Below are 13,010 nucleotides of genomic sequence, written 5' to 3'. Positions count from 1 at the left end.
AATCCACTTTTGTAAAAAGCGGCTTTGTATTTTACCAAGTTTTTATTTTACAAAAGAGGACGACCAAGTTGCTCCGCTAATATCAATCAAAGTCAAATTGTACTCGCCTTTGGGTAAAAGGGATAATTTTTCATCCTTGATAGACAGAATTGCTTTAGCGCCCAAAGGAATTATCATGCTATGCTTTCCATTTTTTACTTTGGTTACATAAATGTTTTTTATTTGCTCTTTTGGGAATTTTGAAAGTGCTTTTCCGTCTAATTCGATAATCATATTTCCTTTGACATCAGTGACTTGAATCCCAATTAAAAAAGAACCATAGACATCAGCACCTTCCGTTCGGAATACTTGAAAAGAGAGTGTTTGATTTGTTATTTTGGTGTCTTGAATTTCAATTTTTGGCTTCACTGATTTATTATGTAAAGTACCCCAAACACCTCCGTGAAAGTATTGATTGGTAAATAAAGTCAGCAATAATATCAAAAAAGAACCTGAAAAAACGATCTTGTGCAATAGATTGAATCGAATAGGAAGTATGCCGGAACCCAACCAACTAAAAAATGGGGAAGCAGTGATTTTGGATTGTTTTTGTAATAAATAATAATCCAATGAATATTTTCCACTACCAGACAAAAACAACGTAAATCCGGAGGCTATACCAAGAATACCAATTTGCCATTCGTCCAAGCAAGTTGTTCCAAGCCAGCCGGATCCTAGCAAAATTCCCATTGCTAAACCAAAAACACCAATACTCATTAGTCGGGTAAATAAACCTAACATCAGGAACAATCCAACAATGGCTTCAACAATTGTAAATATAGCCATTGCCCACCATAAAGATTCTGGATTGGTTACAAGATATTCAATCATTGGTTTTATTCCCAGGGCGTTGGGTAAAAAATGATTGAATTTTTCTCCGATATATCCTGCAGCTTCAGGATCTAATTTATTCTCCAAAATCAATCTTCGCCAAAAGGCCGAAAAATAGGTCCATCCGACAACAAGTCGTAATGACAATGTGAACAGCCCTGCCGTAGTGTAGGACTGCAATAATTTATGGTCTTGCATTTTTTTAAAATTTTATAGTAAAAGAATAGTTATGATTTAAACAAATTTGGTTTTGTTAAAGCATGACTTTTAATCTTTTATATAAAATATAGAAGGGAAGGGCTGTTTTTAGATTTTCTCCAAGATTGATATAAGGGATATCATTCTGAATTTCAAAAGAAAATAATTTGAAATTAGCACTTCCTATAATTGGAATACATTCGTTTTTTACGTCCTTTTTGTACTTCTCGGTAATTGATTTTTGTAGCGGATTTTCCCAAACATTACATACGTTTGATTGTAGTATGGTTGTTTTATTTCTATTGAGTGTTTGGGTATTTTCGATTCCTAATTGGGTTTCGAAATAATTTCGAACAGAACATGGAGCAATCAATAAAAATAAAGCAAATAGCAAAATGGCTATTGTTTTAAAGTTGCTTATTTTTAGTAGTTTGTTCATCTATTCTCAATCTTTATAGGTCTTTGCTTTTTAATAGAAAGCCTCATTGTTACTGGCTTCAATATTTTGGGGAAATTACGTCTTAATTTTGGAAATCGAACCAGAAAGCAGAAAAGGATTTAGAATTTAAGCTAAAATTAGATATTAAATAAAAAAAGACAATTAGGGTGGAGTAGTCTAAAGGCATAATCCACCCTGATTTTTTTATCAAAATTAATATATTAAGTTCCTTTATATTCATAGTGTAAAGGTAAAATAACAGCTTCTGGTTCTTTGATACCATGTTTATTGAGAACAGGCATTAATGTACTTCCAAATTCTTTGAATTTTTCTACACTTTCCCAAACATCAACCACTTTTACTCCTTTATCTGTCGGAGCTCCTAGGTGGTGAATCAATCCTTTTGGGTTTTGAAAACCTGCATTGCGAAGATCTTGCCATATTTGATCATATTCCTTTACAGACATGCCAGGAAAGTCAATTTGTACCATAACTTTTTTCTTGTTTTCCATTTTTGTAGTTTTTTACTTTTCTACTCATTTGGCTTTTCGAATTCGCCCCGTTTTTTATTGTGGCTTCTGGTCTCCACACAGAAATAATTGCGAAGTGTTTTTTAGTATTAAATACTAATTATTGATAAGTGTTATTTGAAAAGTAATAGACATAAAATTAAGTATTAAAAAATGTAATTATCTGAAAATAAAGTTAATGTGATTTTTTGTTTTGTTGCTTTCAGTTGAATTTAGTTTGTTCTATCGAATAATGACATTGTTTTTTATTACTTCTATTAATTGCTCCAGCACCTAATGCCATTTTAGAATTTACTGCTTTGTTTTAATGAAGGTAAAAGGCCTAGTGGTTTTCCTAAAATTGTAAAATCCGTAAAAAGCTATATCTTTGAAATCAAATTTACAATAACAATGACTACCACAGCAATTACCACAGAATTAGAGCAATACTTTCAGCAGTTTCGAAAGAATATCATAGGAATAAATCAGGACTTTGTTTCGCCTTACGGACCACAACAAATAATCTATACCGATTGGACAGCCAGTGGTCGTCTTTATCGTCCCATTGAAGAAAAATTAATGAACGAGTTTGGTCCTTTTGTGGCCAATACCCATACCGAAACTACCATTTCTGGTACGGCAATGACTAAAGCCTATCATAAAGCGCGTCATATCATAAAAGACCATGTTAATGCTAACGCTGATGATATTCTTATTACTGATGGTACCGGTATGACTGGGGTTGTCAATAAATTTCAACGTATTTTAGGACTAAAAGTACCTGAAAACCTAAACGATTATGTTACTATCCCGGCCGAAAAAAGACCAGTTGTTTTTATTTCGCACATGGAACACCATTCGAACCAAACTTCTTGGTTGGAAACCATTGCCGATGTTGAGGTTATTCCTTCTGCAGAAGACGGATTATTCAGTCTTGAAAATTTAGAAGTGTTGTTAGAGAAATACAAAGACAGAAGTTTTAAAATTGCTTCGATTACTTCTTGTTCTAATGTTACCGGTATCAGAACGCCTTATCACGATGTGGCAAAAATAATGCACCAACACAATGGACTTTGTTTTGTTGATTTTGCCTGTTCGGGACCATACGTAGAAATAGATATGCATCCAAAAGATCCGGAAAGTTATCTGGATGCGATTTTCTTTTCTCCACATAAATTCCTTGGCGGACCAGGGACTTGCGGTATCTTGGTTTTTAATAAAAAATTATATCAAAATTTAGTTCCGGATTGTCCTGGAGGAGGAACGGTAAGCTGGACGAATCCTTGGGGAGAACACAAATACATTGACAACATTGAAGACAGAGAAGATGGTGGAACACCAGGTTTCCTGCAAGTAATAAAGACCGCGCTTGCTATTCAATTAAAAGAGCAAATGGGTATTGAAAACATACTGAAAAGAGAACACGAAATTGTGGATTATATTTTTTCAGAATTGGGACAGGTTTCCAATATTAAAATTCTTGCCGGTCAACACCAAGATCGTTTAGGTGTGATTTCTTTTTATGTTGATGATTTACATTTCAATTTAGGTGTGAAATTATTGAATGATAAATTCGGAATTCAAACACGTGGCGGATGCAGCTGTGCTGGTACTTACGGACACTTTTTATTGCACGTAGATCAGGCGACATCAAATCAACTTACCAAAGAAATAACCTTAGGAGAATTATTGAGAAAACCGGGTTGGATCAGAATGTCAATCCATCCTACAACGACTACTGCCGAGATTGAAATGGTTTGCAATAGCATTAAAGCATTGGCTGAAAATCACAAAATTTGGGCTTTGGATTATACCTATAATAAAGACACGAACGAGTTTGTACACAAAGAAGCAAAGCCTTTGGAAGATGAATTAGTGGAAAAATGGTTTTCGTAAACCAAAATAAAATCGATTTGATGCAAAAAAGCCCTTTAAGATAGTTAAAGGGCTTTTTGTTTATATCTATTTTAAGAACTGCAAGATAACATGGAACTGCCAATTTTATCTCTGGCCCAATCGGGTCTTTTGGCAAACCATTTTTCTTGTTCTATTTGTTCCTGATACGGATTTTTTAATAATTGATGCAATTCTTCAATTATAGAATAATCGGCTTTATCGGCGGCTTCTATAGCCAGATGTGCCATATAATTTCGCAATACATATTTTGGATTCACGGTATTCATTGCTACTTTTCTATCCTCGTCAGTCGTCGATTCCTGTTGTAATCTGTTTAAATATTGGGTAAACCAATACAACCAAGAATCTTTCAGTTGCTCTGTGATTTCTTCCGTTTTGTAGAAGGATTCATAAATGTGCAAAAACGCATTTTCAACGGATTCTTCTTTTTTGATTTGACTTAATTTTCTAAAGAAAATGGTCATATCTGTTTCTGTGAGTTGTAGATTTTCGGTTAGGATGTGAATCAGTTGATTGTCATTTTCTGCTTTTGTAAACAGGCCTAATTTGCTTCGCATCATGTTTTCATAATCGGCTTCATAAAGCGTTTTATAACTCTCTAATATTGATTCTAGTGGAGCGGCTTCTTCAATCAAAGGATATAAGGCATTGGCTAATTGGTATAAATTCCAAAGTGCTATTTCGGGTTGGTTGCCAAAACGATAGCGTCGGTTTTGTCGGTCGGTTGTATTGGGAGTCCAATTTGGATTATAATCTTCTAACCATCCGTATGGGCCATAATCTATCGTAAGTCCTAAAATAGACATATTATCAGTATTCATTACTCCGTGTACAAAGCCTACACGTTGCCAGTGTACGATCATTTCACGAGTTTTATCGGCAACAGCCTTAAAAAGTTGAATGTAGCTTTCTTTGGCAGTTCCTTTAATTTCCGGGAAATAATATTTGATGGTAAAATCAGTGAGTAATTTCAATGTTTTTAGGTCATTTTGAGACGAAAAAAGTTCGAAATTCCCAAAACGAATAAACGACGGCGCCACTCTACAAACGACGGCGCCTTTTTCATAATCTGGGTTGCCGTTGTACATTATGTCACGCAATACCTGATCACCAGTAAGAATTAACGAAAGAGATCGGGTAGTGGGAACGCCCAAATGATACATGGCTTCACTACAAAGATGTTCACGAATGGAAGAACGAAGCACAGCCAATCCATCTGCTGTTCGGGAATAAGGCGTCATTCCGGCTCCTTTTAGTTGTAAGGTATAAACTTGCTCCTTATTTTCTACTTCTGCTAATATAATGGCTCTGCCATCTCCTAATTGTCCCGCCCAATTTCCAAATTGATGTCCCGCATAACTCATAGAATAGGGACGTGAATTTTCTATTATTTCTTTTCCGGAAAAGACATTTGTAAATTCAGGGGATTCCGCCTCCTTTTTTGAGATACCAAGCATTTCTAAAACTTCATCAGAATAATGAATTAATTTTGGATTTGAAGGTATTCTGGGAGTTACGTAAGAAAAACAGGCGTTACGAACCTGACGTGTTGTGTTAGACTCGTCAATGTCTGCGGGTAATTCGGTACTAAATCTATTATTGATTTTTAAGTTCATTTTTCTTGGAATATTAGTATCAAAATTAGTGAAATTTACGGGAAGCAATTGTTAATTAAAGCTTAATCAAGTTTTTTGATAAAAGAAAACCCGATAATTTTAATATCGGGTTTATGATTGTATTTGATTTTTAAGTGTTTACTCTTTTTTTCTGTGTTTCCATCTTTTATGGGTCCAGAAATAATATTCAGGGGCTTCTTCGATTTGTTTTTCAACTTCACGTATAAAAGTATGGGTGATATCAAAATCAGGAATTGATTTTACATCATCCGTAATTGGAACCAAAGTAGCTTCGTAATAGCCTCTTTTTACTTTTTTTACTTTTACAAAAAGAACATTGAGATCGTATTTTTTTGATAACATTTCGGGGCCGGTATGTACAGGAACTTCAATTCCCATGAAATGATCCCAATGGAATATTCTATGTCCTGCCGGAGACTGGTCACTTGCTAATGCATACAGGGATAGAATTCCATTTTTTTGATTCTCGGCAATCAACGGAATTGTTTTATTGGTTACAACGAGTTCTGTGTTGTATTTAGAACGAATTTTTCTGACAAGTCTGTCGAAATATTTATTGTTTATTTTTTTATAAACGGCTACACCGCCAAAAGATATTTTTTGGTTTAGCGTAATTAGCCATTCCCAACTTGCATAATGTGAAGCCAAAAGCATTATACTTTTTCCCTTTTTTTCATAGTCTTTGATGACTTCAATATTTTTAATTACAAATCTCTTATTCATTTCGTTAGATGAAATGGTCATAGTTTTGGCCATTTCGAGAAACATATCGCATAAGTGGTGATAGGATTTTTTCTCAATTATAAGACGTTCTTGGTCACTAAGATGAGGTAAAGTCATAGCCAGATTAGCTCTAACCGTTTTTTTACGATAGCCAATGACATAATATATTAAAAGATAGAGAAAATCAGAAAATAGATATAAAATACGAAATGGAAGTATAGAGACAATCCATAACAATGGATAAATTATAATAAAAACAAGAAATTGCATGAGTTAATTTTTCTTGCAAAGATAATTCAAAAATGCTTATAAATTTTAAAGTCTTGCTAGTTGAGTCTTAGAGATTGATTACATTTACCCTAAACAATAAATATATTTTATGAATACTTTTTTGATTGCAATAATCATTGCAAATGTACTTATTAGCTTTAAAGGATTTAACGATCTTTCTTTTTTTAGAAAATATGAATTTCATATGGGAAGCGTTCGTTCGGGCGAACAAATTCGAATTTTATCATCGGGATTTCTTCATGCCGATATAGCACATTTAGCCTTTAATATGATTACACTTTATTTTTTTGCGCCAGTTGTTATTCAACTTTTAAGCAGTCTTTCATTTGTAATTATTTATTTTGGAAGCTTGATTTTTGGAAGTTTGTTGACAATTGTATTTCATAAAAACGATTATAATTATCGTGCCGTAGGTGCTTCGGGAGCTGTTACAGGGATTTTATATTCGGCTATATTGTTACAGCCTAATATGATGCTGGGCTTGTTTTTTATAGTTCCTATACCTGCTTATCTTTTCGGAATTCTTTATTTACTTTATTCTATTTATGGAATGAAAACAAAAAATGACAATATAGGACATACAGCACATTTTGGAGGTGCCATAGGAGGTTATCTGATTACTTTGGTGACTTATCCGCAGTTATTGGTTGAACATACATTTATGGTAGTATTATTGACTATTCCCATCGTTGTTCTTTTTGTTATGGCCAAAAAAGGAAAAATTTAATGGCACAACTTTTGAAAGAATAGTAAAACAAAATAACTTAATTTTAAAATAGATCAAAATGAAAAAAGTATTACTAATTCTATCCGTGCTATTTGTGAGTCTGTCCAATGCACAAGAGGTGAAACAAATTCCGCAAATAAGCGTAGCTGGCGAAGGGAAAATAAAAGTTGTTCCGGATCAAGCCACCATAACTGTAACTGTTGAAACTAAAGGGAATAATGCAAAAGATGTAAAAAAGCAAAATGACCAACAAATGGAGGCAGTTCTTAAATTGATTAAAAAGATGGATCTGAATCCGGCGGATTATAAAACCCAACGCGTTTCATTGAATCCACAATACGATTATGAAAAAAAGAAAAGCAGTTACAATGCGACACAAACTATTGAAATTATATTGAGAGATTTGTCTAAATATGATGAATTGATGGATGGCGTAGTTAGTCAAGGAATTAATAGAATTGATAATGTGGTTTTTCAATCTTCTAAATTAGCCGAATACCAATCTGAGGCTAGAAAATTAGCGATGAAAGACGCAAAGCTTAAAGCAACCGATTACGTGTCTGTTTTAGGGCAAAAAATAGGTCGAGCGATGACAATATCGGATAATTCACAAAGTTATTATCCACAGCCCGTTTATGCGAGAATGAAAACGATGGAAATGAGTGATAGCTCAGCACCAAGAGAAACACTGGCTGCTGGTGAAATTACTATTACAGCAAATGTAAGTGTGAGTTTTATTTTAGAATAAAATCAAGGTAAATAATGTAAAATCCCCTCTCATTTTTTAAAATGAGAGGGGATTTTTTTATGAAATAACCAACAGTATAAATAACTGATTTTAAGTATGTTAACCAGGGTGTAGTTTGTTTAAATTCCGTACTTAAAGATGCTTTAGTCCAAATAGATGTTGCTGTAGCAAACGCTGAAGGAACACCTCCAAGAGCATAATAGGAATTGGTTTGTAAACAGGCACTATCAAAGTTGCTTGTAATTGCCGCTTATACTTAATGTCAAAATAGAAAAACAAAAAAATCCGTCTAAAAATTACTTTTTGGACGGATTTTTTTAGTTGACCAGATTATAAATATAATCTAGAAAATTATTTTTTATTGTATTTCTGTTTCATGAGTTTGGTTAGTTCTTCTTCTTTTTTAACATCTTCTTGTAGTCTCGCAAAATGACGCCACATACCGTCAATATATATTAAAAGAAGTTGAGCTTCTAATTCTGAACTCTCATACTTTAATTCTGAGAATGACTGTTCTAAGCGCTCAAAGCAAGGTCTCATGAAGTTGTCATGATACTTTTGAGATATTGCATTAAGCCCCATAATTTTATACTGCATTTTCCAGAATATAGGGTTTGCGTCTACTAAAATCCGAGGGATTTCAATAATTTTTAAAATATAAGCTAAGGCATCTTTTTCATTTAGGTTTGGCAAAATAGTTTTGGCCGCTTCCTGATATCCCTTTTTAATGATTTCCTCTAACAATCTTTCTTTGGTGCCAAAATACTTAAAAATCAAAGCCTCGGAAGTTGCCGCTTCCACAGCGATTGATTTTGTGGAAGTGGCTCTTGCCCCGTTTTCTGTGAAAAGTCGCGATGCAGCATCAAGTATGTCTTGCCTTTTACTCATTTATAAATTGTTAGCTTATGGAATGTTTCGGTGTTTAAACTCTTTCAATAATTACAGCATAACCTTGTCCAACACCAACACACATGGTTGCAAGAGCGTATCTTTTGTTTGTACGTTGCAATGAAAGCGCAGCCGTATAGACAATACGGGTTCCTGACATTCCTAGCGGGTGACCCAAAGCGATTGCACCACCATTTATGTTTATTCTTGCATCGTCATCGGCTAAACCTAAAGCTCGTGTGCAAGCCAAACTTTGTGCGGCAAATGCTTCGTTTAATTCGATGATGTCCATATCATTCAAAGTCAAACCTGCTTTTTTCAATGCTTTTTGTGTAGCAGGAACTGGACCAATTCCCATAATTCTTGGTTCTACACCTACAACTGCTGAACTAACGATACGGGCAATCGGTTTTAAACCATATTTTTCAACTGCTGCTCCAGAAGCGATGAAAGTTGCCGCGGCACCATCATTTAAACCCGAAGCATTTCCTGCTGTTACGCTTCCTTCTGTTTTGAAAGCAGGTTTGAGTTTTGCTAAAGTTTCTACAGTAGTAGACGCTCTTACGAATTCGTCTTTGGTAAATTCTAAGGGTTCACCTTTTCGTTGTGGAATAGTTACGGTGAAAATTTCTTTTGCTAAGATTCCGTTTTCCTGTGCTTTTACAGCTTTCATTTGTGAAGTATATGCAAAAAGATCCTGATCTTCACGGCTGATATTGTACATATCCACCAAATTTTCGGCAGTGATTCCCATCGGATCTACTCCATAAGAAGTTTTCATTTTTGGATTCACAAAACGCCATCCGAAACTGGAATCTTCCATTTTAGAATCGGTTCCGTATGCCTTAGATGGTTTCGAAATTACTAAAGGACCTCGTGTCATGTGTTCTACACCACCTGCAATGAAGATATCACCATCGCCTGCTTTAATGGCACGAGAGGCATGAATAATTGCAGACATTCCGGATGAACACAAACGGTTAACAGTTTCTCCTGGAACAGTTATGGGTAAACCCGCTAATAGACTGGCCATGCGAGCCACATTTCTATTATCTTCTCCGGCTTGATTATGGCATCCCAGAATAACATCATCAATGGCTTCTTGGGGAATGTTTGGGTTTCTTGTAACTAATTCTTTGATGGTGATGGCAGCCAGATCATCTGCTCTAACGGCAGAAAGTGTACCTCCAAAACTTCCGATTGGTGTTCTGATTCCATCTATGATATAAGCTTCAGTATTCATAATTTTTATTTTTTTAAATTTATGCTTTCTTCTTGCGGAAGATTTGCTTTTTTTCTCAAATAATTAATAATAAAGGATGTGGTAACAGTAACGGTTAATCCGATAAAACATCCTAAGGCAACAGACATAAATCGTTCAACGGCAGTAAGCCAAGTGAGTTGTTGCTGCTCGTGAATTAATACTATAAGCAAGGCAACAATTGCAGTCCGCGCTACATTCATCAGTTTAAAATAATAACATACGGAAATCGATAATAGTATGCCTATTAAAATAATATAAACATTTGGGGCATGAATGAAAAAACAAAATAATCCGATTCCAGAACCTATCAAATTGGATTTAAATCTTTCAATAGCTAATCGCTTAGAATCTTTAGCTTCGGGCGATATTACCAGGATAATGGATAGTAAGGTCCAATAAAGTTCATATTCAGGTAATTGTAAATACAATTGATATCCTATTAAAAAACCGATGATGCATCTAATGACATAAATAATCAAATCGGAACCAATGCAGTATTTAATAACTTTGTTTATCATTGATTAATAAGAAACTAAAGGGCAGATTTTTAATTTCTGCCCTTATGATTTATGATAATTGTTCTGCGAAATTCGCTTCTGTTTTCTCTCGTACTTCTTCTAGAGTTGCTCCAGGCATCAATTCAATCAGGGTAAGTTTTTTGTCGATGTATTTAAAAACGGCTAAATCCGTGATCACCATCTCTACATTATTTAATGCGGTTAACGGCAATTTACATGTTGGAACAATTTTAGAACTTCCGTCTTTATTGTTATGATTCATAGTAATAATCAAACGTTTAGCTCCAGACGCTAAATCCATAGCACCACCCACTCCTAAAAGGGGTTGACCCGGAACGGCCCAATTCGCTAAATTTGCATTCTCGTCTACTTCTAGGCCGCCCATGATAGCAATATCAACATGTTTTCCGCGGATCATTGCGAAAGATTCAGCACTGTCAAAGTAACTGCTTCCGGGAAGTGCCGTGATCGGAATTTTTCCAGCATTTACAGGATAATTCATTGCCCCACCTCCATCTTCTGGTTCTGGACCAACGCCCAACATTCCGTTTTCTGTGTGAAGAATAATTCCTGCTTCAGGCGTAATAAAATCGGCGACTAAAGTCGGAATACCGATTCCTAAGTTTACAACATCCCCTTTTTTAAGTTCCTTAAGTGCGCGTTTGGCCATGTTTAAACGGTCTTCGCTTACTTTTTTACCTTTTCCCACGGATGCAGATGAACCCAAATCTTCAATCGTAAGTGTTGCTTGAACCAAATAATCTACAAAACAACCCGGTGTATGCACTTCATTGGGATCGATGCTTCCTTCCGGTACGATTTCCTCTACTTCTACAATGACCAAATCTGCTGCCGTAGCCATCGCACGGTTAAAGTTTTGTTCGGTCATACGATACACTAAATTTCCTGCCGTATCGGCTTTCCAAGCACGAATGAAAGCAACGTTGCCACGAATTCCTTTTACAAAAAGTTGTTCAACACCGTCTATTACTTTCGTTTCTTTTCCTTCTGCAATTGGAGTTCCAACGGCCGTTGGCGTGTAAAAACCACCGATTCCTGCACCTCCAGCACGTAAAGCTTCGGCTAAAGTTCCTTGTGGAATTAATTCATATTCTACAACACCATCTTGAGCCGCTTTTACAGCTTCGGGATTACTGGTAAAGAAAGAACCAATCATCTTTTTAATCTGTCCATTTCGTAATAATCTTCCACCACCAATTCCTACTTCACCTACATTGTTTCCAATGAAAGTTAAATTTTTTGTATTGGTTTCTGCTAAAGCGTGCATCAGGTGAACAGGGTTTCCTGTCATTCCGAATCCACCCTGTAATAAGGTATCGCCGTCTTTTACCAAAGCGGCAGCTTCTTTTAAGTTTAGTTGTGGTACTTTTTTCATGTTTTTTTAATGTTGTTTGAAGAAAATGATATATTTTGAAAATTCCTCAAATAATTCAACGTTTGATAAGTGCGCTGCATTTATCTCAAAGTGACGGGAATTTGGTATTTTTTTTGCCATGAATTTTCCATCCTCCACAGTGGTTACCTCATCTTGAAGACCGCTGATTATCATGGTTGGAACTTCTAAATTTTGTAATTGATCTCTAAAATCGGCATCGCGCACGGCGGCACAGTTGGCGCAATATCCTTTTACATCATTTTTGGCAAATTTTTCTAAAATGTCGCTAACTTCTTTTGGATTATCTTTTCTAAAATCTGCAGTAAACCAACGAAGCGCCGTACCATCTGTAATACTAGCCAAACCATTTTCCGTAACTTCTTTAATACGGGTATTCCATCCTTCAGCAGTTCCGATTTTAGCGGCAGTGTTGCTAATAATAATTTTATCAAACCGTTCAGGATGATTAATTCCTAACCATTGGCCGATTAAACCACCCATTGAAAGACCACAAAATGTAACGGTTTCCAATTTCAGATAATCTAATAATTCGATGATATCTTGCCCTAATTCGGCAATCGTTAGTTCCTCTTTGTCATTTGTACTTAAACCATGACCGCGAGTATCATAACGTAAAATATTATAATGGTGACTAAGGATATCTACTTGTTTTTCCCACATTGAAAAATCAGTTCCTAATGAATTAGAAAAGAGGATGACCTCATCATGACCGAAATTTTCAAATTCGTAATGACATTCAAAGTTGGATAATTTAACTAAAGACATTTTTTTGTTGTTTATTGTTTAAAAATCAGTTTTTACGACACAATAAGGCTTTATATAAAGTTACTGTTTTTCTGATAGTTACTGTTGCTCTAAGTCGCG

Annotated in this window: 13 protein-coding genes; 3 read left to right on the top strand and 10 right to left on the bottom strand. The window is 35.2% G+C overall.

Annotation, left to right across the window (positions count from 1 at the left end):
• Nucleotides 1-42: 42 nt before the first annotated feature.
• The 3 genes from ACMDB5_RS12615 to ACMDB5_RS12605 all read right to left on the bottom strand — a co-directional run bounded on the left by ACMDB5_RS12615 (nt 43) and on the right by ACMDB5_RS12605 (nt 2,019).
• A complete protein-coding gene (locus ACMDB5_RS12615; RefSeq protein ID WP_413998614.1) occupies nt 43-1,068 on the bottom strand; it encodes a TQO small subunit DoxD in 1,026 nt (341 codons plus the stop codon).
• Between the two features lie 55 nt (nt 1,069-1,123).
• Nucleotides 1,124-1,507 carry a hypothetical protein gene (locus ACMDB5_RS12610; RefSeq protein WP_413998613.1) on the bottom strand — a complete coding sequence of 128 codons (384 nt, stop codon included), beginning with the start codon at nt 1,505-1,507 and terminating at the stop codon, nt 1,124-1,126.
• 221 nt (nt 1,508-1,728) lie between these two features.
• Nucleotides 1,729-2,019 (bottom strand): hypothetical protein, encoded by a 291-nt coding sequence (locus ACMDB5_RS12605; protein WP_413998612.1) that lies wholly within the window; start codon nt 2,017-2,019, stop codon nt 1,729-1,731.
• Nucleotides 2,020-2,427: 408 nt separating this feature from the next.
• Between ACMDB5_RS12605 and ACMDB5_RS12600 the strand changes: the two genes are divergently transcribed.
• Complete coding sequence (locus ACMDB5_RS12600) at nt 2,428-3,912, top strand: aminotransferase class V-fold PLP-dependent enzyme (RefSeq protein WP_413998611.1); 1,485 nt, start codon at nt 2,428-2,430, stop codon at nt 3,910-3,912.
• 71 nt (nt 3,913-3,983) lie between these two features.
• On the opposite strand, the gene ACMDB5_RS12595 is transcribed toward ACMDB5_RS12600, so the two are convergent.
• Nucleotides 3,984-5,549, bottom strand: coding sequence for a protein adenylyltransferase SelO (locus ACMDB5_RS12595; protein WP_413998610.1), 1,566 nt, complete (start codon nt 5,547-5,549; stop codon nt 3,984-3,986).
• Between the two features lie 138 nt (nt 5,550-5,687).
• The gene (locus tag ACMDB5_RS12590; RefSeq protein ID WP_413998609.1) at nt 5,688-6,563 is read right to left on the bottom strand and encodes a lysophospholipid acyltransferase family protein; all 876 of its coding nucleotides are present in this window, start codon (nt 6,561-6,563) and stop codon (nt 5,688-5,690) included.
• A gap of 109 nt (nt 6,564-6,672) precedes the next feature.
• On the opposite strand from ACMDB5_RS12590, the gene ACMDB5_RS12585 reads away from it, so the two are divergent.
• The gene (locus ACMDB5_RS12585) at nt 6,673-7,311 is read left to right on the top strand and encodes a rhomboid family intramembrane serine protease (protein ID WP_413998608.1); all 639 of its coding nucleotides are present in this window, start codon (nt 6,673-6,675) and stop codon (nt 7,309-7,311) included.
• A gap of 58 nt (nt 7,312-7,369) precedes the next feature.
• Complete coding sequence (locus ACMDB5_RS12580) at nt 7,370-8,059, top strand: SIMPL domain-containing protein (RefSeq protein WP_413998607.1); 690 nt, start codon at nt 7,370-7,372, stop codon at nt 8,057-8,059.
• Between the two features lie 351 nt (nt 8,060-8,410).
• On the opposite strand, the gene ACMDB5_RS12575 is transcribed toward ACMDB5_RS12580, so the two are convergent.
• From ACMDB5_RS12575 to pcaD, 5 genes are read right to left on the bottom strand one after another with little or no spacing between them, the layout of a single operon-like run.
• Nucleotides 8,411-8,947 (bottom strand): TetR/AcrR family transcriptional regulator, encoded by a 537-nt coding sequence (locus tag ACMDB5_RS12575; RefSeq protein ID WP_413998606.1) that lies wholly within the window; start codon nt 8,945-8,947, stop codon nt 8,411-8,413.
• A 34-nt stretch (nt 8,948-8,981) separates the two neighbouring features.
• A complete protein-coding gene (pcaF, locus tag ACMDB5_RS12570) occupies nt 8,982-10,190 on the bottom strand; it encodes a 3-oxoadipyl-CoA thiolase (RefSeq protein WP_413998605.1) in 1,209 nt (402 codons plus the stop codon).
• Nucleotides 10,191-10,195: 5 nt separating this feature from the next.
• Nucleotides 10,196-10,729 (bottom strand): FUSC family protein, encoded by a 534-nt coding sequence (locus ACMDB5_RS12565; protein WP_413998604.1) that lies wholly within the window; start codon nt 10,727-10,729, stop codon nt 10,196-10,198.
• Nucleotides 10,730-10,778: 49 nt separating this feature from the next.
• Nucleotides 10,779-12,125 carry a 3-oxoacid CoA-transferase gene (locus ACMDB5_RS12560; RefSeq protein ID WP_413998603.1) on the bottom strand — a complete coding sequence of 449 codons (1,347 nt, stop codon included), beginning with the start codon at nt 12,123-12,125 and terminating at the stop codon, nt 10,779-10,781.
• A gap of 6 nt (nt 12,126-12,131) precedes the next feature.
• On the bottom strand, nt 12,132-12,911 hold the full coding sequence (gene pcaD, locus ACMDB5_RS12555; RefSeq protein WP_413998602.1) for a 3-oxoadipate enol-lactonase: 780 nt from the start codon (nt 12,909-12,911) through the stop codon (nt 12,132-12,134).
• Between the last annotated feature and the right edge of the window lie 99 nt (nt 12,912-13,010).

The organism is Flavobacterium sp. W1B (assembly GCF_047344965.1).
Taxonomy (GTDB): Bacteria; Bacteroidota; Bacteroidia; order Flavobacteriales; family Flavobacteriaceae; genus Flavobacterium.
This window is presented reverse-complemented; position numbering and strand designations above follow the sequence as displayed.